General features: G+C 58.3%; 21 protein-coding genes. 13 read left to right on the forward strand and 8 right to left on the reverse strand.

The annotated features are described in order from the left end of the window. The first annotated feature begins 26 nt into the window (after positions 1-26). Positions 27-764 carry a glutaminyl-peptide cyclotransferase gene (locus G8764_RS03210; protein WP_166161768.1) on the forward strand — a complete coding sequence of 246 codons (738 nt, stop codon included), beginning with the start codon at positions 27-29 and terminating at the stop codon, positions 762-764. 98 nt (positions 765-862) lie between these two features. Here the strand turns inward: G8764_RS03210 and G8764_RS03215 are convergent, their stop codons facing one another. After that, positions 863-1,990: a GGDEF domain-containing protein gene (locus tag G8764_RS03215; RefSeq protein WP_166161770.1), complete on the reverse strand. Its 1,128-nt coding sequence runs from the start codon at positions 1,988-1,990 to the stop codon at positions 863-865. 167 nt (positions 1,991-2,157) lie between these two features. Here G8764_RS03215 and trhP point away from each other — a divergent pair, with 167 nt between their 5' ends. The 5 genes from trhP (at position 2,158) to G8764_RS03240 (ending at position 6,661) form a co-directional block, all read left to right on the forward strand. Next, on the forward strand, positions 2,158-3,507 hold the full coding sequence (gene trhP / locus G8764_RS03220) for a prephenate-dependent tRNA uridine(34) hydroxylase TrhP (RefSeq protein ID WP_166161772.1): 1,350 nt from the start codon (positions 2,158-2,160) through the stop codon (positions 3,505-3,507). Positions 3,508-3,534: 27 nt separating this feature from the next. Next, positions 3,535-4,242, forward strand: coding sequence for a Sir2 family NAD+-dependent deacetylase (gene cobB / locus G8764_RS03225; RefSeq protein ID WP_166161774.1), 708 nt, complete (start codon positions 3,535-3,537; stop codon positions 4,240-4,242). 102 nt (positions 4,243-4,344) lie between these two features. Beyond that, complete coding sequence (locus G8764_RS03230; RefSeq protein WP_243748537.1) at positions 4,345-4,842, forward strand: TIGR00645 family protein; 498 nt, start codon at positions 4,345-4,347, stop codon at positions 4,840-4,842. Positions 4,843-4,982: 140 nt separating this feature from the next. Beyond that, the gene (locus G8764_RS03235; protein WP_166161776.1) at positions 4,983-5,477 is read left to right on the forward strand and encodes a L,D-transpeptidase family protein; all 495 of its coding nucleotides are present in this window, start codon (positions 4,983-4,985) and stop codon (positions 5,475-5,477) included. Between the two features lie 20 nt (positions 5,478-5,497). Beyond that, positions 5,498-6,661, forward strand: a complete 1,164-nt coding sequence (locus G8764_RS03240) for a L,D-transpeptidase family protein (protein ID WP_166161778.1) — start codon at positions 5,498-5,500, stop codon at positions 6,659-6,661. A gap of 331 nt (positions 6,662-6,992) precedes the next feature. On the opposite strand, the gene G8764_RS03245 is transcribed toward G8764_RS03240, so the two are convergent. Beyond that, complete coding sequence (locus G8764_RS03245) at positions 6,993-7,247, reverse strand: Lpp/OprI family alanine-zipper lipoprotein (RefSeq protein ID WP_166161780.1); 255 nt, start codon at positions 7,245-7,247, stop codon at positions 6,993-6,995. Positions 7,248-7,534: 287 nt separating this feature from the next. Between G8764_RS03245 and G8764_RS03250 the strand changes: the two genes are divergently transcribed. Next, positions 7,535-8,113 carry a hypothetical protein gene (locus G8764_RS03250; RefSeq protein ID WP_166161782.1) on the forward strand — a complete coding sequence of 193 codons (579 nt, stop codon included), beginning with the start codon at positions 7,535-7,537 and terminating at the stop codon, positions 8,111-8,113. Positions 8,114-8,228: 115 nt separating this feature from the next. Here G8764_RS03250 and G8764_RS03255 read toward each other — a convergent pair whose 3' ends face one another. The 3 genes from G8764_RS03255 to ppdK all read right to left on the reverse strand — a co-directional run bounded on the left by G8764_RS03255 (position 8,229) and on the right by ppdK (position 13,454). Next, positions 8,229-9,551 (reverse strand): YihY/virulence factor BrkB family protein, encoded by a 1,323-nt coding sequence (locus G8764_RS03255; RefSeq protein ID WP_166161784.1) that lies wholly within the window; start codon positions 9,549-9,551, stop codon positions 8,229-8,231. Positions 9,552-9,678: 127 nt separating this feature from the next. Continuing rightward, entirely contained in the window at positions 9,679-10,638 is a 960-nt protein-coding gene (locus G8764_RS03260) for a DHH family phosphoesterase (protein ID WP_166161786.1), read from the reverse strand. A 209-nt stretch (positions 10,639-10,847) separates the two neighbouring features. Beyond that, a complete protein-coding gene (gene ppdK, locus G8764_RS03265) occupies positions 10,848-13,454 on the reverse strand; it encodes a pyruvate, phosphate dikinase (RefSeq protein WP_166161788.1) in 2,607 nt (868 codons plus the stop codon). 320 nt (positions 13,455-13,774) lie between these two features. Between ppdK and G8764_RS03270 the strand changes: the two genes are divergently transcribed. Together G8764_RS03270 and G8764_RS03275 are read left to right on the forward strand one after the other, a co-directional pair. Then, entirely contained in the window at positions 13,775-15,274 is a 1,500-nt protein-coding gene (locus G8764_RS03270; protein ID WP_279538394.1) for a patatin-like phospholipase family protein, read from the forward strand. A gap of 160 nt (positions 15,275-15,434) precedes the next feature. Beyond that, on the forward strand, positions 15,435-17,039 hold the full coding sequence (locus G8764_RS03275) for an ABC-F family ATPase (protein WP_166161792.1): 1,605 nt from the start codon (positions 15,435-15,437) through the stop codon (positions 17,037-17,039). Positions 17,040-17,058: 19 nt separating this feature from the next. Here G8764_RS03275 and G8764_RS03280 read toward each other — a convergent pair whose 3' ends face one another. Further along, the gene (locus G8764_RS03280; protein WP_166161794.1) at positions 17,059-17,958 is read right to left on the reverse strand and encodes a LysR family transcriptional regulator; all 900 of its coding nucleotides are present in this window, start codon (positions 17,956-17,958) and stop codon (positions 17,059-17,061) included. 152 nt (positions 17,959-18,110) lie between these two features. Between G8764_RS03280 and G8764_RS03285 the strand changes: the two genes are divergently transcribed. Then, positions 18,111-18,815 (forward strand): CoA transferase subunit A, encoded by a 705-nt coding sequence (locus G8764_RS03285; protein WP_166161796.1) that lies wholly within the window; start codon positions 18,111-18,113, stop codon positions 18,813-18,815. A gap of 11 nt (positions 18,816-18,826) precedes the next feature. Further along, a complete protein-coding gene (locus G8764_RS03290; protein WP_166161798.1) occupies positions 18,827-19,483 on the forward strand; it encodes a CoA transferase subunit B in 657 nt (218 codons plus the stop codon). 142 nt (positions 19,484-19,625) lie between these two features. Here G8764_RS03290 and G8764_RS03295 read toward each other — a convergent pair whose 3' ends face one another. Beyond that, positions 19,626-20,576 carry an AEC family transporter gene (locus G8764_RS03295; protein WP_166161800.1) on the reverse strand — a complete coding sequence of 317 codons (951 nt, stop codon included), beginning with the start codon at positions 20,574-20,576 and terminating at the stop codon, positions 19,626-19,628. Between the two features lie 370 nt (positions 20,577-20,946). Here G8764_RS03295 and G8764_RS03300 point away from each other — a divergent pair, with 370 nt between their 5' ends. After that, positions 20,947-21,426, forward strand: coding sequence for an acyl-CoA thioesterase (locus tag G8764_RS03300; RefSeq protein WP_166161802.1), 480 nt, complete (start codon positions 20,947-20,949; stop codon positions 21,424-21,426). Between the two features lie 67 nt (positions 21,427-21,493). Here G8764_RS03300 and G8764_RS03305 read toward each other — a convergent pair whose 3' ends face one another. Then, positions 21,494-23,401, reverse strand: a complete 1,908-nt coding sequence (locus tag G8764_RS03305; protein ID WP_166161804.1) for an autotransporter domain-containing protein — start codon at positions 23,399-23,401, stop codon at positions 21,494-21,496. A gap of 239 nt (positions 23,402-23,640) precedes the next feature. Between G8764_RS03305 and G8764_RS03310 the strand changes: the two genes are divergently transcribed. Next, on the forward strand, positions 23,641-25,800 hold the full coding sequence (locus tag G8764_RS03310; RefSeq protein WP_166161806.1) for an acetyl-CoA hydrolase/transferase C-terminal domain-containing protein: 2,160 nt from the start codon (positions 23,641-23,643) through the stop codon (positions 25,798-25,800). Positions 25,801-25,840 lie beyond the last annotated feature (40 nt).

Below are 25,840 nucleotides of genomic sequence, written 5' to 3' on the forward strand. Positions count from 1 at the left end.
TACTATTAATATGGGCGCTATTCATAATGGCGCTGCAGTGGACCACCGCGGCCAGCGCCAGGCCCGCCATCGAGCAATACAGCTATCGCCTGCTGCAAACCCTGCCCCACGACCCCCGCAGTTTTACCCAGGGACTGGTTGTCGATGGCGATGCCCTGATTGAAAGCAGCGGCCTCTACGGGCGCTCTTTTATCCGCCGCTACCAGCGCGAGACCGGCGCCACCAGCGCCCGCACCCGGTTTCCCGCGCGCCTGTTTGCCGAGGGCATTGCCATTCACCGCGATGATCTCTACTGCCTGAGCTGGAAAGCCGGCCGGGTATTGCTGTTTGATAAAATCACCCTGGCCCATAGAGCCACCCTCAACTATCGCGGCGAGGGCTGGGGGCTGGCACAACTGGACGGCCAACTGGTGATGAGCAACGGCAGCGCCGAGCTGAGCTGGCGCGACCCGGCCAACTTCGAAGTGCGGCGCCGCCTGACGGTGACGGAACAGGGCCGGCCGGTTGCCCGACTCAACGACCTGACCGTCCAGGGTGACCTGATCTGGGCCAATATCTGGCAGCAAACCCGGCTTATTGCCATCCACCCGACCACGGGCGAGGTGGTGGCGGAGCTGGACCTGGCAGAACTGGCGGCGGCGGAACTGAATCACAACCGGGAAAACGTGCTCAACGGTATTGCCTGGGATGAGGAACTCAATGGTTTGTGGGTGACCGGCAAGCGCTGGCAACGCCGCTACCTGTTGCAATTGCTGCCGCCCTGAAGGCTGACAGAGGGGAGTGCTGGCAAGCATAAGGCCCCACGCAGGGCCTGGCGGGGACACGGACAGGAGCGGCGAGTACAGACCTGAGAGCTTGCGGCCTACACCAGGCTGGCGGCTGCGCCCGCAGGCGCCGGCACAAACGGCTTGAACTCCACCCGGTTGCGCCCGTCTCGCTTGGCTGTGTACATGGCGGCGTCGGCACAACTCAACAGCCGCTGCCCCAACTGCGCCAGGTCTGGCGAGCGCTTACCCCGCGGCTGCCAGCTGGCCAACCCGACTGAAACCGTCGGTTGCACCTTGCGCTGGCCATCAACATTTATGGCCAGGCTGGCCACCGCCGCCCGCACCCGCTCGGCGATAACCAGGGCTTCGCTGTGCTCGCAGCGATGCAGAATCACCACAAACTCCTCGCCACCATAGCGGGCCAGAATGTCGGTTTTGCGCAACTCCTGGCGGATAGCAGCGGCCACCTCTTTCAGGCATCGATCCCCTGCCTGGTGGCCATGGGTATCGTTGATCTTCTTGAAGTGGTCGACATCGACAAACATGCAACTGAGCGGGTCATCACTGCGCTCGCTGCGCTCCAGCTCCTTGGCGTATTCCTCTTCAAAGTTGAGCCGATTGCTCACCTGGGTCAACATATCCATGCGGCTGTGGCGCTGTAAATGCTCGTGGGCGAGACAGTTGTCGAGGCAAACCGCGGCAATGGAGGCCAGGTGATTCATAAAATCCGAGGCTTTATCGGGGGTGAAGCGGTTCGGCAGCGGGCTGGCAAAATGCAAGCTGCCGATCAGTGTCTGGTTGCGCATCAGCGGCAACAGAGCGGCCGAACCCAGGCTTTTCAGGTTCGGGAACAGGCGACTGGTGGCCAGTGCATCCTGCTCCCCCAGCACCACTCGATACTTGCCCGAGTAAAGCGAGAACGCGAAATCATCGCTGTTGCGCAACTGCAAACGATTCTGGTAGCTGCCCAGCCCCAGGCTCCTCAGCAGTTCGCGGATGGAGAAGTCCCGGTCCACCAAAATCAGGCCCACGTCTGCCAGGTCAAAATAGCCCCGCGCCTCCAGTAACAGCAGCTGGAGTAAGTCCGTCAGGCGGTTGCTATTGAGCAGCTTGAACTCAAACCCCTGGAAGTGCCGGTCAATACGCTGGTTGTCTTCGATGCGCCACAGCAGGGACTTTACCGTCTTCTTCAGCTTCAGATTTTCGAATTGCAATTGAGACATATTATCGATTAATTTCCCGCTCACGAGGATACTGGCTCACCCGGCGACACTTTAACTGATCTAACCGCCAAAATTCTGTAAAATGCCGCTTTTAATATTAGTCGGTTTTTTGCCGCTGTCATGTGCGGCTGGCACTTAAAATCGCTGCACCCGGAATTGCTCACTCTATGACAACAGAACTCCTGTCCCCCGCCGGCACCCTCAAGAGTATGCGCTACGCGTTTGCCTACGGCGCCGATGCGGTCTACGCTGGCCAACCGCGCTACAGCCTGCGGGTACGCAACAACGAATTCAACCGCCTGGAGAACCTCGCGGCAGCGGTGCAGGAAGCCCATGGCCAGGGTAAAAAGTTTTACCTGGCCAGCAACCTGTCCCCCCACAACGACAAGGTGCGCACCTATCTGCGCGACCTGGAGCCGGTGATCGAGATGCAGCCCGATGCGCTGATCATGTCCGACCCGGGGCTGATCATGCTGGTGCGCGAACGCTGGCCGGAGATGGCAATACACCTGTCGGTACAAGCCAATGCCGTCAACTACGCCACGGTCAAATTCTGGCACCGCCAGGGGATCGAACGCGTTATCCTGTCGCGCGAACTGTCGCTGGACGAAATCGAGGAGATCCGCCAGCGCTGCCCGGAAATGGAGCTGGAAGTCTTCGTCCACGGCGCCCTCTGCATCGCCTACTCCGGCCGCTGCCTGCTGTCGGGCTATATGACCCACCGCGATTCCAACCAGGGAGCCTGCACCAACTCCTGCCGCTGGCAATACAATGCCCACGCCGCCACCGAGAGCGACACCGGCGAACTGATACCGGTGCAACAGGAGCCGGTTGCCGCCGTCAGCAACTTCGACCCGCAGGTGGCAAGCAGCGGCGGCAAAGATGAGATCGCCATGCTGTTGCAGGAGCGCAGCCGACCGGGCGAATATATGCCCGCCTACGAGGACGAGCACGGCACCTACATTATGAATTCCAAGGATTTGCGCGCAGTGCAACACGTGGAGCGGCTGGTCAACATGGGCATACACTCGCTGAAGATCGAGGGCCGCACCAAATCGCACTACTACGTCGGCCGCACCGCCCAGGTTTATCGACGCGCCATCGACAACGCCAGCAGCGGCAAGCCCTTTGACATGAACCTGATGCAAGAACTGGATCACCTCGCCAATCGCGGCTATACCGAGGGCTTCTATCGTCGCCACGTACCGAGCGAATACCAGAACTACGCCGACGGCAACCCCAGCAATAACCAGCAGTTTGTGGGCGAGGCCAGCGGCTGGGATGCCGACAGCGGCTGGCTGGATATCGAGGTCAAGAATCGCTTTGAAACCGGCAACCTGCTGGAACTGGTAACGCCGCGGGGCAATTTGCAGTTCAACCTGGAACACATGCAGAACAAGCGCGGCGAAGCCATCGAGGTGGCACCGGGCTCCGGCCACAAGGTGCGCATCCCCCTGCCCACCGACTTGCAACTGGCCGACGATGGCGGCTACGCCATGCTGATGCGCTGCAGTTAAACTCCGACAGTGGGAACAAATAGCCAAGTGAGTCGATACAACAACATCGTGGTCCTGACCGGCGCCGGCGTATCCGCGGAAAGCGGTATCAACACCTTTCGCGCCGCGGACGGCTTGTGGGAAAACCACCGGGTGGAAGACGTCGCTACCCCGGAGGCCTTCGAGCGCAACCCGCAACTGGTACAACGCTTCTACAATGAACGCCGCGCCCAGCTGTTGAACGGCATTAAACCCAATCCGGCACACCTGGCCCTGGCCGAGTTTGAGCGCACCTGGAAAGGTAGATTCACCCTGGTCACCCAGAATATTGACGACTTGCACGAGCGCGCCGGCTCCCGAAACCTGTTGCATATGCACGGCGAACTGTTGAAAATCCGCTGCCGCAAAAGCGGTCGACTGTTCCCCTGCCGGCAACCGGTGGCCAGCGACCAGGCCTGCAGCTGTTGCGGGCAAATGGGCAACCTGCGCCCCCACGTGGTCTGGTTTGGGGAAATACCACTGTATATGGAGGAGATTGAGCAGGCCCTCAGCGACTGCGACCTGTTTATTTCCATCGGTACTTCTGGCAATGTCTACCCCGCCGCGGGCTTTTTCCAGGTTGCCAAGGGCGCCGGTGCAACCGCGGTGGAATTAAACCTGGAGCCGTCGGCACGGGGTTCCCATTTTGACCGGGCCCTGTACGGCCCGGCCAGTCAACTGGTGCCCCGGTTCCTGCAATCACTGACCGGCTCCTGAAAACCGAAAGCTGTACTCGCAACCCCGGTTTTAGCCAGTAACTTCACCCTGGTACACCTGTAAATTCCGCCCTGGCGGAGATGACGTTAAGGATCTCGATTTATGCTGGAAAAAATCATTGAACGCGCCCTGTATTCCACCCGCTGGCTGCTGGCCCCGATCTACCTGGGGCTGAGCCTCGCCCTGCTGGCACTGGGCATCAAGTTTTTTACCGAGTTGCTGCACGTACTGCCCAACATCTTCAGCGTCTCGGAAATGGACCTGGTGTTGCTGGTACTGTCGCTGGTGGATATCTCCCTGGTGGCCGGCCTCATCATTATGGTGATGTTTTCCGGCTACGAAAACTTCGTCTCCCAGCTCGACCTCGATGACAACGCCGACAAGCTCAACTGGCTCGGCAAGCTGGATACCGGCAGCCTGAAAAACAAGGTGGCGGCCTCCATCGTGGCCATCTCCTCCATCCACCTGCTGAAGATCTTTATGAACGCCCCCCAGATCGACAATGACAAATTGCTCTGGTACGTGGTGATTCACATCACCTTTGTGCTCTCCGCCTTTGCCATGGGCATACTGGACAAGGTCACCCGCCACGAGCACTGAGCGCTAGCGGTGAGTCCAGCTGCAGGGCCCGAACATCAATAGCCCCCTACATCTATAGACCCCACCATCTATAGACCCCACCGTCTATAGACATAGAAGCGCAGGTCTTTTATGCTTAAGGGGTCTGTGTGTTGACTCCTATGAAAGCATTTTTATCCTTATTGATACTGATACTGCTGTTACCCGCTGCCAGCCTGGCTGACGCCTCGATCCGGGCCGATCGTGTATTGGTAAAAAAGTCGGAACGAGCCCTCTATCTCATCAAGGATGGTATTCCATACCAGAAATTTAATATTGCCCTTGGCCCCAGGCCCCGCGGACACAAGCAGGCCAGTGGGGATGAGCGCACGCCGGAAGGCAGTTACGTACTCGACTTTAAAAATGCCGACAGCAAGTTTTATAAATCCATCCGTATATCCTATCCCAATGCTGAAGACTCCATGCGAGCAGCTTTGAATGATGTCGACCCGGGTGGCTTTATTATGATTCACGGTCTCCCCAACGACTCCACCCTGCCCGCTTCTATCGTGCAACAATTCAACTGGACTGACGGATGTATCGCAGTCACCAACCAGGAAATGGATAAAATCTGGCTCGCCGTCGAACTGGGCACCCCCATCGACATCCTGCCCTGAATCACTATCCGACCCATACCATGCTAAAACTACGCGCCATGCAACGACGCTGCTCCCTGCTGCCAAGGCTACTGCTGACACTTCACCTGCTGGCATTGTCTGCCGTCAGCCATTCAAATACTGTTCAGGGTACCGTTATCCAGGGGGCTGTCGTCCAAGCTGCGACTCCTGCCAAAGACCAAAGCACCACTGGCCAAACCACTGTAAAAGGTACTGCCCAAAATGCTGCCGAAGGCACAGCTGAGGCATCTGCCGAAGAAGCTGCCAAGGCTGACCCGGCAGATTTTGTGCCCCACTACCCGCTTCCCACCCCGGGCAATGACCTGGTAGGCGCCAACCAAACAGCCAGGCTGTCGGCAGCGGACACCCTGATTGACGTCGCCGCTCGCCATCACCTGGGTTACAACGTGCTGCGCTCCGCCAACCCGGAAGTAGACGCCTGGCTTCCCGGTGAGGGCACCGAGGTACTGCTGCCGCTACAAACCCTGCTGCCCACTGTCGCCCGCGAGGGCATCGTTATCAACGTGGCGGAAATGCGCCTGTATCACTACCCGACGCTAAAAAGCGAGGGCGCCCGCAGTGTTTATGTCTATCCCATCAGCGTCGGCCGCCGGGAGTGGAGCACGCCTCTTACCCGCACCCGAGTCACGGGCCGAGCCAAGGACCCCAGCTGGTACCCGCCTGAGTCAATCCGCAAGGAGCACGCAGCGCGCGGCGATATTTTGCCCAAAGTCGTGCCCCCGGGCCCCAATAACCCGCTGGGTAATTATCTGCTGAGCCTGGGCATCCCCAGCTATTTTATTCACGGCACGGACAAGAAATTCGGCATTGGCATGCAGGTTACCCACGGCTGCATTCGCATGTACGGGCGGGACATCGAGCAACTCACCAAAGCGGTGCCCAATAACACGCCGGTGACCATTATCAACCAGACCGTAAAAACCGGCTGGCACAACGGCAAGCTCTACCTCGAAATTCATCCAGCCCTGGAAACCATGTCGGTAATAGAAGAAGGCAAGCTGAATACCGCGGTCAAGGCCCTGGTTCAGGCGACCAAAGACTACCCGGACACAACCATTAACTGGGACAAGGTGGACCAGGTGGTGACCGCCGAAACAGGCCTACCCACACTGGTGGGGCAGCGCCCGCAACCGACCAAAACCCTGGTGCTGGACGAGGGCTAATGGAAGCGACGCAGCACAGGCAGTGCTGCGTCGCTGGCCCGCAACTTGGCACTCTGCGGGCCAACTCATTGAAAAATGAGAATAAGTTTTCCTGTTGGGCGATAGTGACATCCAAGGCCTGCAAGCAACACCCTCAAGTGACGCTCTCAGGCTACGTTCTCAAACGACGCCCTCAAACACCGCCTTAAATCAACGCTCCAAAACAGCGTTCTCAAACGACGCTCGCAAGCAGCGCACCGGGCCCCACCACAGCGATCAGCGACGATATTCCAGGCAAAAAAAAGCCGGTGACCCAAGCAGGCCACCGGCTCTAGAGCCTTAAAAGCTCTACTTACTTTTCCATGGCTTTCTTGAAAGCGCGATCCACTTTCTCGTTGGCCTGGTTGGCAGTAGCTTGCGCTGACTCAGCGGCACGCATAGCGCGGTCGGCTGAGCTCTGGGCTCTGGCTGCAGCGGCATTGGCTTGCTCAGCAGCACTCAGGGCGCGATCTGCTTTCGCTTCGATAGCTTCCAACTGGGAATTACTGGCGCAGCCAGTAACAAGAACCAGTGCAGCGATGGGCAGTGCTTTAAATATGGACTTCATTAATGACTCCTTGAGAAAACTTTTTGATTGTTTTGCTTGTTCGTTGTTACGAAACTTGCACGCTCGCACACTACCACTAATGCCCGGTGCATTTCTATAGATAATTACCGCTTAGCCATAAAAATAGTCAAATATTTTTGCCGCCAATTATTGAGAATCATTTCCGCAACCGAGCCATTCCCCTGTCAACCGGATTAAAGCTCGTGCGTTATCAGTTAATGCACGAGGAGTTTGTGCGTAGATCAAATTCAAACTGCAGAACAACAAATCCAAAGCGGAGAAAAATTATGCAAAAATTACTGTTAGCTATCGGCCTGGCGGTCGGACTCGTCACCGGCGCACAGGCGGCGACCGTCGGCACCATGAAAGTCTATACCGGCAATTACGGCGGCGTTATCACCGTACAAAAGAATGTCAGCGGCCAGCGGGAGGCGGGATTTCGCAGCAGCGGCCTGGTGACCGTGTCCGATGTCGCAGTCCGGCTGGTGCGTGACGTCGACCCGGCAGACGCCCTCAGTAACGACACCACTGCGGAGGAGTTGGGCAGTATGGAACTGGACGATGCCAGCCGCGACGCCGATGGTGCCATCAGCTATCGCAGCAGCGGTAAAGTGCGCTTTCGCGGCCAGCATATCGTCGATTCGGACAGCGCTGCCAGCCGTCTGGAGCTGAATGGCGGCTTCCGTAAACTGTCGCCGCTACACCACTCCCTGCGCTTGATCAAGGTGGCCGGTGAAGTCATCAACGGGGAGGTGGTCTTAAGCGGCGAAGTGGTCATCAACGGCGAGAAAATGGACATCAATGCGGCGCCGGAGCTGGTGCAGCGATTTGTCCTGCGGTTGCTGTGGTTTATTCGTCACCAGTAATACCAGCACTACCGCGGCGGGTGGCAAGTAAAGGCAAGGCCGACGCCGCTCCCTCGCCGCGCCCGAGCTGTCAACAGGCAGTTCGGGCGCCGCAACCGCTACGACACTGCCGTCGCTACTGTATCCACTGCCTGACCGTGAGGTCACCCAGCTCTGCACTGCAGGCCCGCTCCAGGCGCGAGAGCACATCATCGGTCTGCGCCTGGGAATGGGCACCAACCCCAAATACGATACTGTCATCCCCGGCACTGCGTATCACCGCCAGTAACTCTCGCAGCAGGATAGCATCCAGATCCTTGGCGGGCAGATAGCTTTCGGCGGGATCAACCACTTCAACGATAAAATTATTCTTCTGCAGCACATCCAACACTTCCGCCAGGATAATCGCCGGCACGCCCAGGTGCGCACTTAACTCGGCCAGGGTCAAGGGGGTATGCCCCTGGTAATGGTGCTTGCCAATCCAGTACATGGCCATCAGCGCCAGCTTTTCCTTTTGCTGACTGCTCAATTTGATCGCCCCCCGGGAGGGGCGCACATACTCGGGGTACTGGCGAAAAAAAGCAATTTGCGACCCCAGCAGAAAGATCAACCAACTGAGGTACAGCCAGATCATAAACATAATCAGGATGGCAAAACCCGAGTAGATGGCATCGTATTTGGTGGAGCCGGCAGTAAAAGAGGCGAACAGCATACCGGCGGTTTTCCAGAGGATACCTGCCACCGTGGCGCCGGTCAGTGCCGGCCCCACTTTCACGCTGGTATTCGGGATAAACATGTACATAAAGGTAAACGCTGTGATGATCAGCAAGTAGGGAACGGTCAAGCCGGCGTAATAGAACAGGGCCCCAAAGGGGTCTATGGCAATAAGGTATTGAACGAAGGTCGAACTGACCATCGAAGCCGTTACCGCCAGGGCACTCACCACCAGCACCGGGCCGATCATCAACACGCTCAGGTAATCAGCAATGCGCCGCACAAAGCTCCTGACATCGCCGATATGCCAGATATAGTTGAAGGTTTGTTCGATCTTTTGAATCAGGGAGATAACGGTATAGAAGAGGACACTCAGGCCGACAGCGCCCAGCACCCCGACGTTCATATTGTCGATAAAGCTGATAATCGTGGTGCCAATCTCCTCACCCTTTTCCCCCAACGGGGTGAGAAATTCAAACAGGAACGGTTCGACCCGGTCCTGCACCTTAAAGGCTTTCAGCACCGAAAAGCTCACCGCCAGCAGCGGCACCAGAGAGATCAGGGTGGTGTAGACGAGGCTCATGGCGCGCAGGGTTAGCTGCCCAACGCTCAACTCCCGCACCACCACATACAACAGTCGCAGCGTATGAATAAGGAAACGACGGCCGCGGGAATAACCGGCCAGGTCCTGCACCCAGAGCTGGTCTTGCAGGTGGTTTTTATGCTTGATAATTTCGTCGTACATAAATCTCGCTAACGTTTGAAGTTTTAGCGAGCTTCGGACACTCTGCGGCCAAAATCAACTTATTCGCTGAAATTGGCCCAAACACCGGTAAATTACAGGTGCCCTTTCCCCAGCTGAAACCAGGCGACTACTTATAATAGCTGGTAAAGGCATCCACAAAGGCGCTGATCTGATCGCCGGGCAACTGGTTGATGCCCGCCGCCGCCGCCCGTCCACCGCCGCTGGGAAACTGCTTGCACAGCTCGCCGGCGCCGGTGCGATTGCTCAGTGCTGCCCGCACGCTGACCACAAAAGTGCCATCCTTGTTTTCCGTGATGATGGCGTGCGCCCGCTCGGGAAAATCGTTGGTCAAGGCGTTGCCAAACACACCGCTGACCCGCCGACACCAGGGCTCGTTGGGCAGCATAAACACCGCGGTTTTGGCGGTTGCGGTTTCCGGCCGCATGGCTGCCGCCTTGCCCATATCCTCGTGATAGCCGGTTTCCAGCCGCTCGAACGTCTCCTTGCCATCCTTCATAAAGTCCAGCGGATTGGCGTAGGGGCGCAGCAGGGTAAACAGCTCCTGCGGGTGAAAGTGCAGATCCTGCAACTCACTGCCATAACCGTTGTAATTGATATAGATACCCAGGTTTTCCAGCTTCACCAACAGGTCTTCGGCAACCTCCAGTTCAGTCGCCAAATCCAGTGCACTCTGGCGCAGGTTGTCACCGAAAGCGCCGGTCACTGCCCACAGGCCAAAGGCATTGTCCAGGTGTTTGTTGACCAGCAGGCTGGTGCAGGTTTGCGGCGATTCATCAATAATGGCCTGCAGGTTGGCGTGTACCGGTATGTCACCGGGCATATGATGGTCCACATAGAAGACCTCCGCCCCCTGCTCCAGGGTCGCTGCCAGGGCAGCCTGGTTTTTCTCCATGGAGATATCCAGTACGGTAACGCGATCGCCCTGCCCGGCACTGACTTGCTTGAGCAGGGAGATATCCCGCTTGACGCCGGTTATCAGCTTGCTTTCCCTGGGGTCGGCATTGCGCAATTGCAGCAGCGCACAGATGCCATCGGCATCACCATTAAATACATCAAAATCAGCCATACGTGTTTCCTGTCATCCTATTCCGCCTTTTTTAGCTGGCGTCCACTGAACTGCGAGTCAGGTTACACCCTGCTTTAGTTACGGAAAATCAGAATATAAAGAATTTAGATATCGGTAAAATCGAATTAGCTGTGACGCCGCCACTGCCCGCCCCCGACACAGGAACAGGCAGCAACAGAAAAGGCAGTCAGCGCTGCGCGAGTGCCGGCCTAATTGGCCAACTCTTTACCGACGCTGGCCTGGGCCGCGGCAATACGTGCCACCGGCACCCGATAGGGGCTGCAGGACACGTACTCAAGACCGAGATCATGGCAGAACTGGATGGAGCGCGGATCCCCCCCGTGCTCCCCACAAATACCGTACTTGATACCCGGCTTGCGCGCCCTGGACTCTTTCACCGCCATTTCCATCAATCGCCCCACCGCTCGCTGGTCAAGCGATACAAACGGGTCGTTCTCGATCAACTTCTTGTTGAGATACTGGGGGATAAATTTGCCGGCGTCATCGCGGGAGAAGCCATAAGTCATCTGGGTCAGGTCGTTGGTACCAAAGCTCATAAATTCCACGGCCGGTGCCAACCGGTCAGCACCCAGGCAGGCGCGCGGGGTTTCCATCATGGTGCCAATTTTGTAGGGAATCGAGACGGACTTCTCTTTTAACACCTCGCGGATGCCCCGCTCGATAATTTCAGTGATCAGGCGAATCTCCCGCACGTTGACCACCAGCGGGATCATAATCTCTGGCAGCGGTCGCCCGCCCTGCTCTGCCGCCTGCACCGCCGCACCGATAATGGCGCGCACCTGCATCTCGGTAATTTCCGGATAGACCACCGACAAGCGGCAGCCACGGAAGCCCAGCATCGGGTTGACCTCACTCAGATGCTCGGTGATTTCACGAATTTTCTCCACCGGCTTACCTATATTGGCCGCCAGCAACTCCATATCCTCCAGGGTATGGGGTAGAAACTCATGCAGCGGTGGGTCCAGCAGGCGAATGGTTACCGGCAAGCCGTCCATGACCTGGAACAGATCCAGCATATCCGCGTGCTGGAATTTTAGCAGCTGCTGCAAGTACTGCTCTCGCTCCGCGCGGGACTCCGAGAGGATCATGGCGCGCATTACATCGATTCGCTCGGCCTCGAAAAACATGTGTTCGGTGCGACACAGGCCGATGCCCTCGGCGCCCAACTCGCGCGCTTTGGCCGCGTCCTTGCGGGTCTCGGCGTTGGCCCGCACCTTGAGCCGGCGGTGCTTGTCAGCCCAGGACAGCAAGGTTTGGAAATCGTCGCTGGCGCTGGCCTCGATCTTGGGGATATCCCCGAGCATCACTTCCCCGGCCGAGCCGTCCAGGGTGATGACGTCACCGCGCCGAATCACCACCCCCTCGCGGGTGGTGGCCGTGCCCGCCCCATAGTCGATGCTGAGGCCGTCACAACCGGTGATGGCACAAACGCCCATGCCCCGCGCCACCACCGCTGCGTGAGAGGTCATACCGCCCAGCTCGGTGAGAATGCCCTCGGCCACATTCATACCGTGGATATCCTCGGGGGTGGTTTCCCGCCGCACCAGCACCACGGGCTTGCCTGTGGCCGCCACTTCAACCGCCTCGTCGGCGGAAAAAACCACCTGGCCGCTGACTCCGCCGGGGCTGGCGGGCAGCCCGGTGGCAACCACATCGGTCTTGGCCTGGGGATCGATCATCGGGTGCAGGAAAGCCTCCACATGCTCCGGCGACACCCGCAGCAATGCCTCCTTCTCGTTGATCAGGCCCTCGTTGACCATGTCCACGGCGATCTTGATGGAGGCCCGCCCGGTGCGCTTGCCACTGCGGGTCTGCAACATATAGAAGCGCCCCTCCTGCACCGTAAACTCGATGTCCTGCATATCGCGGTAGTGTTTTTCCAGCAGCAACTGGGTTTGGTAGAGTTCCTGATAGACCTCCGGCAGCTTGCTTTTCAAGGCCTCAATAGGCTCCGGAGTGCGGGTGCCGGCCACCACATCCTCACCGGCGGCATTGAACAGGAACTCGCCAAAGAACGTATGCTCGCCAGTGGAGGGGTTGCGGGTAAACGCCACCCCGGACCCGGAATCGTCGCCGAAATTGCCAAATACCATCGCCTGCACATTGACCGCGGTGCCGAGGGTATCGGGTATATTGTTCATCTCCCGGTAGACATTGGCCCGCGGCGTGTGCCAGGACATAAACACCGCTTCCACCGCCAGCCGCAGCTGCTCGAAGGGGTCCTGGGGGAATTTGGTGAGTTTTTTAAACGCCGCGATGATGGCCTGCCAGTCCTCGGCGCTCATTTCGACGTCAAGTTTCTTGTTGTGGGCGGCCTTGTAGGCGCTGATCTCGTGCTCAAATTTCTCACCATCCACTCCCAGCACAACGTCGGCGAACATCTGGATAAAGCGCCGGTAGCAATCGTAAGCAAAGCGCGGGTTGTCGGTCTTGCGTGCCAGCCCGGCGGCAATCTCATCGTTAAGGCCGAGGTTGAGAATGGTGTTCATCATGCCTGGCATGGACACCGGGGCGCCGGAGCGCACCGAAAACAGCAGCGGGTTATCCGGGTCGCCAAAGCGCGCGCCCATTTTCTTTTCCACCAGGTCCAGCGCCACCCGGTACTCCTGCTCCAACAAGTTGGGCAAGCGGTTACCGGCCTCAAAGAATTCGCGGCAAGTGGGCGTGGTGATGACAAAGCCAAACGGTACCGGCAAGCCCAGGTTGGTCATTTCACAGAGATTGGCACCCTTACCGCCGAGTAAATTGCGGTCGTCCTTGCTGCCCTCGTTGAACATGTAAACGCGTTTGGCCATTATTTATATCCTCAGTAGCGGAAGTGCTCGTGTAGCTATATAGATATGTGTCTATAAAGTCATTATAGATTCGGGTCGGGCCATAATAATACTTGCCCCGGCGGCTGCAATTATACTTTCAGCGCAGGGCGGCACGCAGCCTTCGCCTGTATACCCGAATTCGCCCACGGGAGGCAAGCCGGTGCGGCCAGCACCACAAGTAAAAATCCCGGCCCCGCTATCATGCGCAACGAGCCTCTTCTATACTAGGGTTATTCCGTACCAGGATTATTCCATGATATTGGTCCACGGAGACTCTCCGGCAATATTGCAGGTGCAAAATGGCGAACAGGTATTCTATAGGTCGTTATTGGAAGCTAAAGCAGCTTGAACGCAATATGGCCAACGCCAGCTGTTATAGCGAGTGGCACAAGTACGCCTGCCAGCACGATCGTGTGTCTGGTGCGGAAGAGTGGAAACTGCGCGAGCATTGTGACTTGTACGATGCCCGGCAAATCAAGAAGCGCTACAAAGCCCTGCAGCTCACGATCAGTGAAGGCGACCTGGAAGAAGTGCTGTTTGCACTCAATGAAGGCATTCACGGCAATATGGGCGGCATGGGCTCAACGGCGCTCTACCGCCAGTCCAAGCTGGGCACCAAGTCACTGATTGATAACTACGTAAACCTGATTATCACGGCCCTGAAACTGATTGCTGATGCGCCCGAGTCAGCAATCCACACCGATGACAAACTGGCTTTCTTCCGCCGGGCCAGCCATTGCTACGGCCGCTCCGCCCTCAGCTTGAGCGGTGGCGCCGGCTTGATCTACTTCCACCACGGTGTGGTCGACACCCTGCTGCAACATGAAATCCTGCCCAACGTCCTCTCTGGCGCCAGTGCCGGCGCCTGGATGGCTGCCCAAATCGGCACTCGCAGCGATGCCGAACTGAAAGACTACTTTATAAACAAGCGCTACGAGATGGACTCGGGCATCAGCTTGAAAGAGGTGTTCGGCGTCGCCCGGGGCAGAGGCCGCGCCGATATTGAAAACGCGCGCGACGATGTGATTGATTCCTTTGTCGATAACCTGACCTTCCAGGAGGCCTTCGAGCACACCGGTCGCTACATCAACATCTCCGTCGCCCCGGTGGAACGGCACCAGCGCTCGCGCCTGCTCAACGCGATTGCCTCGCCCAACGTGACCATCCGCTCAGCGGTAAAAGCATCCTCCTCCATTCCCGGCCTGCTCGACCCGGTTGAGCTGGAGGCCAAGGATTCCCGCGGTCGCGTCAAACCCTACCTGAGAAGCCGCCGCTGGTATGACGGCTCAATGGCTGAGGACCTGCCGTTCAAGCGTTTGTCCCGTATGTACGGCGTCAATCACTATATCGTCAGTATGATCAATCCAGTGGCGACTCCGTTCCTCGCCGCCGACTCCGGCACAGGCACTGGCAGCTTGTCCCACTCCGCTCGCACCCTGGTCAACGTCGCCTTTAAGGAGGCCCTGCAAACCACCCGTCGCTGGCTATCGCCGGTAACCCTGGGCTTGTTCGATCCGGCGTTTGCCACCCTGCACCACCTGGTCAACCAGGACTATGTCGGCGATATCAATATTGTGCTCGATGGCGCCAGTATATCCCGGGGCAACACCCGCTTTGTCTACCAGAAAAATGAAATCCAGGAATTGATTCGCGCTGGACAACGGGCCACCTGGCCCAAACTGGACCAGATCAAGAACTCCGTGCGCATCAGCCGCGAGATTGATGAAATCCTGCAGAACCTGGATCAGTCCGTGGCCACCGAGCAGCACACCCGGTACCGGACCCGTATGATCATGTAATGGGGGCGGCCCGCGCCACTGTACGATTAACGTACAGACCGGCTCGACATTTGCCCGCCAATTCTTTAAAGTGCGCCCCCTTTGCAACCATCTTCATACCGTTTTCAGGGTGCTGCTGGTTTACCTCCCCATTTAACTCCAGGCCCCCGGGAATACGTCCTTGATTACCACCGCAAATATCACCATGCAGTTTGGCGCTGAGCCGCTGTTCGAAAACATTTCCGCCAAGTTCGGCAACGGCAACCGCTACGGCCTGATCGGCGCCAACGGCTGTGGCAAGTCGACCTTTATGAAGATTCTCAGCGGTGCCCTGGAGCCTACCTCGGGTAACGTCTCCATAACCCCGGGCCAAAAGGTCGGCACGCTGAGCCAGGACCAGTTTGCTTTCGAAAACTACAGCGTGGTCGACGCTGTCATTATGGGCGATGTCGCCCTGTGGCGAGTGAAGCAGGAGCGTGACCGTATCTACGCCAAGGCGGAGATGACGGAAGAGGACGGTATGCGCGTAGCTGCGCTGGAAATTGAATTTGCGGAAATGGATGGCTACACCGCCGAGAGCCGGGCCGGTGACATCCTGCTGCAGGCCGGCATCGAGGAAGAGTTCCATTTTGGACTGATGCGGGAAGTGGCCCCCGGCTGGAAATTGCGGGTGTTGCTGGCCCAGGCTTTGTTCGCCAATCCGGACATCCTGCTGCTGGACGAACCCACCAACAACCTCGACATCCACACCATCAGCTGGCTGGAAACGGTGCTCAACCAGCGCAAGTGCACCATGATCATCATTTCCCACGATCGCCACTTCCTCAACTCGGTCTGCACCCATATGGCCGATATCGACTACGGCGAGTTGCGCATCTACCCCGGCAACTACGAAGATTATATGGCGGCATCGTCGCTGATCCGCGAGCAGCTGCTCACTGAGAACGCCAAAAAAAGTGCCGAACTGGAAGAGTTGCAACAGTTCGTCAATCGCTTCTCCGCCAATGCCTCGAAGGCCAAGCAGGCCAGCTCGCGGGCCAAGAAAATGGACAAAATTGTCCTCGACGAGGTCAAGTCTTCCAGCCGTGCCACCCCCTCGATCAGCTTGAAACAGCACAAAAAGCTGCATCGCCAGGCGCTGGTATTGGAAGGCCTGGGTCACGGCTTCGACAATGAAGCCCTGTTCCGCGACGGCGACCTGATCCTCGAGGCCGGCGCCAAGCTGGCGGTTATCGGTGAAAACGGGGTCGGCAAAACCACCTTCCTGCGCTGCCTGATCAGCGACCTGCAGGTCAACAGCGGCACCATTAAGTGGTCGGAGAATGCCGCCATCGGCTACTGCCCCCAGGACAGCAGTGCTGATTTCGACTGCGACCTGAGTCTGTTTGACTGGATGTCACAGTGGCGCACCCCCAAACACGACGACCTGATGGTGCGCGCCATGCTCGGGCGCCTGCTGTTCAGCGCCGACGATTTCAACAAAAAGGCCCGGGTCTGTTCCGGCGGGGAAAAGAACCGCTTGCTGTTTGGCAAGCTGATGATGCTGGATACCAATGTATTGATTATGGATGAGCCCACCAACCACCTGGACATGGAAGCCATCGAGGCCCTCAACCAGGCCCTGGAGCTCTATGACGGCACCCTGATTTTTGTCAGTCATGACCGCCAGTTCGTCTCTTCCCTGGCGACCCGGGTACTGGAGATCAAGGACCAGCAGCTGGTGGACTTTCAGGGTACCTACGATGAGTACCTGGACAGCCAAACCACAGCCGCCAAGGTCGCCTGAACACAGTAACCAGCGGCGCTCAGCCCTGCGGCGCCGTTTTCGACCAGCCCAGTATGACCTCCGTCATGGCCTCGGTCACCCGTGACACCGGCCGCCGGCGGTGGCTTATGATGCCCACATGGCGGCTGATTTCCGGGTAGATCGGCCGGCATACGGCCCCCATCTCCCGCATCTGGTCGCCGCTCAAGGCCGGGATAACACTGACCCCCAGCCCCTCCACCACCATACGCCCAACCACCGCCAGCTGATGGGCTTCAAATTCCGGGGCCAGGTTCATGCCCTGCTCCTGCATGGTCTGCTGAATCAGGCCACGAATACTGGACGGCCTCTGCAGCGCAATAAAAGACAACTCACGCAAATCGGTCCACTTGATCCGCGCCTTGTCCAACAGCGGGTGCCCGGGCGGGAAAAGCGCCACAAATTTATCCCGGAACAGTGGCTGGAAATGAATGTCCTCAAGCTCGCCCGGATCAAAGCTGATGCCCAGCTCCACTCGACCGTTGCGCACCATATCCACCACCTGCTCAGCCACCACATCCTGCACGGTGACATTGATGCCGCTGTAGCGGCGATGAAACTCCGCCAGTATCGTCGGCAACAGGCTGCTGGCGAAGGTAGGCATGGCGGCGATCACCAGCCGGCCGCGGCGCAGGGCGAAGCGATTGCGCGCGTCCTCCAGGGATACGTCCCAGTCCGACAACAACTGCTGGGCTATGGGGTAGAACTCCTCCCCCTCCGGTGTCAGCAGCACCGAGCGCGTGGTGCGCAGCAACAGCTTGCCGCCCAGCGCCTCCTCCAGGTTCTTGATGGAAATACTCAATGCCGGCTGCGACAGGTGCACCAGGTCACAGGCTTCGGCGTAGCTGCGGCACTTCGCCACCGCGACAAATATCTGTAACTGCCTGACTGTTACATTCATAGCTACAACTCATGAATAATATTTATTAATAATGAAATTATTTAAATTGGACAAATATAAGCCAGTGGCGCATTCTGGGCAAACACTAATTGCGCAGCGCTTGGCAGCGCCCAGCCACCAATAACAAATCGGCTAGCACTGGAGAGACCACTATGTCCGGGTTCGATAAAGTAGTAGGCAGTTACGAGGAGGCTATGGCCGGCCTCGAAGACAATATGACCGTTATCGCCGGTGGCTTCGGCCTCTGCGGTATTCCGGAAAACCTGATCAAGGAAATCAAGCGCAAGGGCACCACTGGCCTGACCGTGGTCTCCAATAATTGCGGTACCGATCGCTACGGGCTCGGCATTCTGCTGGTAGACAAGCAGATCCGGAAAATGGTGGCCTCCTACGTCGGCGAAAACAAGCTGTTTGAAGAACAGATGATGAGCGGCGAACTGGAAGTGGAACTCACTCCCCAGGGCACCCTGGCAGAAAAAATGCGCGCCGGCGGTGCCGGTATTCCCGCTTTCTACACCGCCACTGGCTACGGTACTCCCGTGGGCGAGGGCAAGGAAGTGCGCGAGTTTAATGGCCGTCACTATATCCTGGAAGAGTCCATCCAGGGCGATTTCGCCATCGCTAAAGCCTGGAAGGCCGATCGCTACGGCAACCTGGTGTTCCGGAAAACCGCGCGCAACTTCAACCCCATGGCCATTACTGCCGGCAAGATTGCCGTGGTAGAGGTGGAAGAAATTGTCGAAGTGGGCGAACTGGACCCGGATGAAATCCATCTGCCCGGTATCTACGTCGACCGCCTGATCAAGGGCAATTTCGAAAAAGTGATCGAACAGCGCACCGTGCGCAACAATAAATAGGAGAACGGACCATGGCTTTGACAAGAGATCAACTGGCCCAGCGCGTGGCCCAGGAATTCCGCGACGGCGACTACATCAACCTCGGTATCGGTATCCCGACCCTGGCCGCCAACTTTATCCCCCCGGGCGTCAATGTAATGCTGCAGTCGGAAAACGGGTTGCTGGGTATGGGTCCGTTTCCCACCGAGGACGAGATCGATGCCGACCTGATCAACGCCGGCAAGCAAACGGTTACCATGGCACCGGGCGCCTCACTGTTTTCCTCCGCCGACTCCTTCGCCATGATCCGCGGTGGCCACGTCGACCTGACCGTACTGGGCGCCTTTGAAGTGGACACCCAGGGCAATATCGCCTCCTATATGATTCCCGGCAAGCTGATCAAGGGTATGGGCGGCGCCATGGACCTGGTGGCCGGTGCTGACAATATCATCGTCACCATGACCCACGCCTCCAAGCACGGCGAGTCAAAATTACTGCAGGAATGCACCCTGCCCCTGACCGGCAAAGGCTGTATCAAGCGGGTATTGACCGACCTGGCCCTGCTGGACATCGAAGACGGCCGCTTTATCCTGCGCGAGCGCGCGCCGGGGGTCAGCATCGAGGAGATCGTGCGCCTCACCGCCGGCGAACTGGTGGTGCCCGACGACGTTATCGAGATGGACCTGTAACTCGCACCAATCTGGCAGCGCAGCCCGACCGGGCTGTGGCAGCCTCAGGTTAGCTTGAACAAACCTGAGGCTGCCTAGTGTAGTGCCTCGTATAACGTGTACATTCAGCAAGTCGCTAAAGGGCCAGATACGAGGCACTACACTAGATCAACCCGAGACCGTGCAGCAGCGTTACCGTGAGGCTGGTGGTCAGCAGTGACCCCAGAGTCGTCATCACCACAATATTCGCCGCCAACGGCGCATTCCCGCCCATGGCGCGCGCCATCACATAGCTGGCCGCCGCGGTGGGCGCCGATGTCATCAGGGTCAAAATGCCCAGCTCAAGGCCGCGAAAGCCCAGCGCTATACCTGCCCCAATCGTCAGCAGTGGCACCAGCAATAACTTGCCGGCGGAGGCAATCAAGGCGCTTCTCATGTCACTGCGCATGGCCCGGAAGTTCAGGCTCGCCCCGGCGCAGAGCAGCGCCAGTGGCAGGGTCATCTGGGCAAAATATTCACCGGTGCGCACCACCAATTGCGGCAACTGCACCCCACTCCAGGCAAATGGCACCCCCAGCAGGATACCAATGATCAGCGGGTTGCGCGCAATCCCCCTGAGCGTGGGGCCGAGTCCCTGATCGCGGTTTAACGAGCGACTCAGGGTGATAACCGCCAATACGTTATAGAGGATTGTGACCGCCCCCAGATACAGCGAGGCCCCCGCCAGCCCGGCATCACCGTAGGCGTTGAAACAATAGGCCAGGCCAATAATACCCATATTGGAGCGGAAGCCACCCTGCACCACCACCCCCCGATCGGCGGCAGGCTGCACCGTTTTCGCGGCCAACAGTTCCAGTAACACATAACCGACCACGGTCAACAACAGGCCCGCACCGATCAGGGGTAAATTGGCCGACTGCTCGATACTGGTGCGGCTGATACTGATAAACAGCAGTGCCGGCAGGGTCACATTGAACACCAGCCGCGAGCCGACATCGATAAAGTTGTCGTTGATCATCTGGCGACGGCTGAGAAAGATACCCAGCACCAGCACCACAAAGATCGGGCCGGTAATGGAAAAAGAGAACGCCAGGGTTTGCAGAAAAGAACTCATAGTGAAATCAGCGACAACTGTGGACAAGTTGCCGATCATAGAGAGCCACAACCCAATTGAGAAGGTTTTGTTACAGCGGCGGGGCGATAATTCGCTATCGGTGGTGAGAGCGGCCTGATACTGCCGCCGCTATCACCACCCTGCTCCAGCGCCCTGCCGTCAGCCGATCCTTACTGCAGAAGCCGACGCTGGCGCCGGCCGCACCCGATAAAGGGCTATTCCCCGGCGCCGATATTGCCTATTATCTGTCTTATCGGGTCCCGCAGCGGTTCCCCGCCCGAGGGTAACAAGACTGGCGACCATAACGGCCATAATAGAGGCCATAAAAGATCCGCGCGCCGCTCTCCCCATTAACAACGAGGATTTAACCATGGCAGGCACCGAGAGAATTTTGACGCTGCGTTTTTTAGCCGAACCCAAAGATGTCAACTTCGGTGGCAAGGTCCACGGCGGGGCGGCGATGAAGTGGATCGATTTGGCCGCCTATGGCTGTGCCGCCGCCTGGAGTGGCAAGTACTGCATTACTGCCTATGTGGGCGGCATGCGTTTCGTAAAGCCGGTACTGGTGGGCAGTATGGTCGAGGTGGAAGCACAAGTAATCTACACCGGCCGCACCTCCATGCACCTGCGCATTGAAGTGCGCGCTGGCGACCCCACCACCACCGAAAAACAGCTCACTACCCACTGTATCGCCATTATGGTCGCTGTCGATGAAAATGGCACTCCGGTGGAGGTGCCCGAGTGGATACCCACCACCGAGCACGACCGGGAATTGCGTGAATCAGCCATTCGGCTGATGGACATGCGCACCAAGATCAGTAAGGAAATGGCGTCGCAGCAGTCACTCTGAAGGCATTAACAAGAAATCATCAAGCATTAAGAAGAAGCCATTAAGAATGTACAGCGCTGTAGCCGCCTTATAGCGGCATGGAAAAGCTCAGCACAAGGTGCTGGAAACCGTCGCCGCGGTCGCTGTAATTGTAAGTCAGGTTGATACTGGCATCGTTGCCGACGCTCAACGAACCACCCGCGGCGGCACTGACGAAATTATCGTCGTCGACGCCAAAACCCGGCAAGCGATAAGTGCGCGTGCTGAAGTTGCTGTTGCTGATATCCAGCTGGTGAATGTCGTCTTCCTGCTCACTGGCGCCAAACACTTCCGCAAACAGCCGCAAACTTGAACTCACCTCTCCGCTGGCCACCAACCCGTAACGCCACTGCACGCTCTTGCGGTTCTGCTCGCCCCAGTTGTAATTGGAGATCGCACCGCCGGATTCCGAGTAACTGTCCACCACCGACTTCATGTATTGCAGCCCCAGCGCCGGCGCCAGGTGCCAGGCCTCGCTGGACAACAGATCATAGCCCACCAACAGATCAAGACTCCAGACATGACCCTCGGTATCACCACGGGCGACCAGGGTCTCGCTACCGAGGCGCACATCGCGTTTGATGTCGTCGTAATTCAAGGCCGACAGCGCGGCCATGGCGTCGATAAAAAGCTGGTCCCGGCGATACCCCAACAGGCCCAGCAGCCCCCAGGAATCGCTTTCAAACTCGACGCCGGTAACTTCCAGCTCCTCCTGGCCGCGAGTCAGGGCGATGCCGTAGAGAAGGTGCTCGGAAACCTTGAAGGTTTTGCCGAGCGTCAGGCTTTTGCTCTCCACTTCCAGCCCCGGCGCCTGCTCATATTCATCCATGGCAACCGCGCCAGCCACAAACAGCCGGCCTTGCAATTGGGTCCAGCGCGAGCGCCGCAACTCATCGCCACTGGCCAGGATTTGGCTGCGTGCCGCGTGGAAACCGAGCTGTGGCAACATGCCGACTTTGGTTGGCGCGGCCAGAATATCGATCAGGTAGTCACCAAATATTTCACTGGCAATTTCAGTGGGGTGCAGGGAATCGTTGAAAAACAATTGTCGTGGATCGGCGGCGGGGCCATTGATACCGAACAGCGGGTGCTCAATGCAATCGGGCACCCCGGCGCTAAAGGTTGCCTGGTAACACATGGAGCGCTGGTCCACTACCGCGGATCCAGCCGGCAAGCCAAAACCACTACTGACGTCCAGGTCTCCGTTGGCCAGGCCATACCTGGCGGCGTTATCGAGCACGTAAGTGACGAAACCATTGATGTCCACCGGAATGATATTAGCGTCGCCCAAGTCTCGGGTGACGAATATCGATACCGCTGAGTTAAAACCGGCAGAGGCGGAGCTAAAGCCAGCCGCAGCGCCGGGGCTAAAGATTTCCGCCAGCTGCACACCCGGTGTGACGCCGAGGTCGGGCACGTTGGCGACCATAAGATAATCGGCCCCCGCGCTATGCAAGGCGCCCACAGCGCCGACCAAAGCCTGCGCCGCCTGTTGAATCAGGCCGGGCACTGCCGCGGGTGGGTTCATAGTAAGGATATCGCGCAAGTCATTGCCGCCGCCATCGATCAGGAACAGGCTGCCGGGCTGGATATCGCCCGTGTTTTCAGTCAGGTATGCCGGCCGGGCAGTGCCGACCCCGGTGGCGATACCGGTGCCGGAGATGGAATTCAGTATTTGGTTGCTGCGATAGCCGCCGACGGCGTAATTACTGCCACCAAAAACCGCAGGCTCCAGCGGCACTCCCAGGTACTCCGCCAGGTACTGGGGCGAAATGCGGGCGTATTCACCGCTGCCGTCGGTGAGCCGATTGGTAAAGCGAATCCCGAAATTACCGGAATCCAGCAGGCTGTCGCCGAATACATTCAATTCGGTAAAGGCGGGTTGTCCGAGGGCACTAAGTGGAAGCGCAGCAACGATCGCTACTGTGAGTGGTTTACTGAACAGTTTGGTGAGCATTTTATGTCCCCGCTGCGCGAATATCTTCGCTCATCATCAGGTCTTATTATTAGCTGCCAGCGGCGCTCTATACGCCATAACAAAACGTTACTCCAAATTCACAATAAAGCAACCGTTTTGTAAATGTCCATTTCCAGCCGGTTTTAGGGGCGATTGACGCGGAAATTCCGCAAGGCGTATACAGTTGACCGCCAACAAGTATAAATTGGCAACCTGACTGTCAGCTAAAATGGAAGCTTATGACGCGGGAAACTCAACCCACACAGGCACCGATAGACACCGTCGAGCAATGTGTGGATTACCTCATTGCCAGGCTCGGTAACCGTCTGGCGGTTGCCCTGCCGCTGGGGTTGGGCAAACCGGTGGCATTAATCAACGCACTCTACCAACGCGCTGCTGATAACCCGTCACTGTCGTTAAAAATTCTGACCGCACTGAGCCTGGAGCGACCCGTCGAAGCCGATCCGGTGCGCGGCCGCTTGCTCAACCCGGTCTTCGACCGCCTCTACGCTCATTACACCGAGCCCACTTACGCCACGGCGGTGCGGGCCGGCAACCTGCCCGACAATATCAGCGTACACGAGTTCTATTTCAAGCCGGGCAGTCGCCTGGGTAACGCCCGGGCCCAGCAGGATTACGTCAGCTCCAACTACACCCACGCCGCCCGGGACGTGGTCGCCCAGGGCTGCAATGTGGTTATCCAACTGCTGGCCCGTGACCCGGCCGATCACCGACGCCTGAGCATGAGCTGCAACCCGGATACGTCGGCCCAAGTGTTGGAGCGCTTGCGCGCCGCCGGGCGCCCCTGTGTGAACGTGGGTGTGGTGCACGAGGACCTGCCCTATATGGTGGGTGACGCTGAAGTCAGCGCCGCCGACTACGATATCCTGCTGCACACCGACCACCAGCGCCACGGTTTATTTACCCTGCCGAAACTGGCACCGGTGGCCGCGGCGGACTACGCCATCGGTTTGCACGCCAGCAGCCTGGTGGCCGACGGCGGCACCCTGCAGCTGGGCATTGGCGCCATGGGCGATGCCATCGTCCACGCCATCCAACTGCGCCATACGCGCAATGCGGATTATCGCGCCCTGCTCCAGCGCTTTCACACCGACCTCCACTGGGGTGCGTTAATCGACAGCTGTGGTGGTCGCGCGGAATTTCAGGAGGGCTTGTACGGCGCCACGGAAATGTTTGTCGAGGGCTTCTGGCAGCTGCTGGACAGCGGCATACTGAAGCGCGAAGTCTACGACTTCTGGGCCCTGCAGGCGCTGATTAATGAGGGCCTGTGCCAACCGCAGGCATTGACTGCTGACACGGTCGCGGCCATGGCTGAGCTGGGAGTGCGGGAGTTACGCGGCAAGGATTTTGCCGTGCTGCAGTATCACGGCTACTTTAACGATGCCAGTCGTTATCACGAAGGTCACATTATCGCCCCGGACGGACAGCGCATTGCCGCCAACGTGGCCAACCCGGACAGCCAGCGCGCCATCGCGGACAAATGCCACGGCGCCAGCCTCCGCAACGGCAAGGTCCTGCACGGGGGCTTCTTTTTGGGCAGCAGCGACTTCTACCGCAGCTTGCGCCAGATGCCGGCCGCGACCCGCGGCAAACTGGCCATGTGCGGGGTCGAGAAAATCAACCAGCTGGACTTCAATCCACGCCTTTACCAGCTGCAGCGACGCAAGGCGCGCTTTATCAATACCGGCCTCAATGTCAGCCTGCAGGGTGCGGTGGCCTCGGATACCCTGGCCAACGGCCAGGTGGTCTCCGGGGTCGGCGGCCAGTACAACTTCGTCTCCATGGCCCACCACCTGGTCGATGGCCGCTCGGTATTGATGATCCGGGCGACCCGCACCGATGGCGAGCGCACAGTATCGAATATTGTGCCGAACTACGGCAGTTGCACAATTCCGCGCCACTTGCGCGACATTGTCATTACTGAGTACGGCATCGCCGACTTGCGCAGCAAATCGGACCGGGAGGTGGCGGAGGCCCTGATACAGATAGCGGACTCGCGTTTCCAGCCAGATTTGATTCGCCAGGCACAAGCTGCCGCCAAACTGCCGCAGGATTATCGACTGCCCGAAGCGTTCAGCAACAATGTTCCGGCGCGCATTGAAGCCGCTGTGGAGTGGGCCAAAAGCCAGGGCATGATGCCCGCCTACCCGTTTGGCTGTGATTTCACCGCACCGGAACTGCGTGCCGCTGCGGCGTTAAAACAGGTCGCAGGGTTGAACCGCTGGCAGCGCCTGCGCGCTGTCGCGACATCGCCGCCGCCGTCACCGAGCGGGCAAAGTGTTATTGAGGTGCTGGGGCTGGATGGCCCACTGAATTGGCGCGACCAGCTGTTAAAGCGTTTGCTGCTGGCGGTTACGGCGGAGACCGGGACGAGATAAATGCCCCACGAAAAAGGCCCGGCAGAGCCGGGCCACAGGT

The organism is Pseudomaricurvus alcaniphilus, assembly GCF_011440395.1.
Taxonomy (GTDB): Bacteria; Pseudomonadota; Gammaproteobacteria; order Pseudomonadales; family Cellvibrionaceae; genus Pseudomaricurvus; species Pseudomaricurvus alcaniphilus.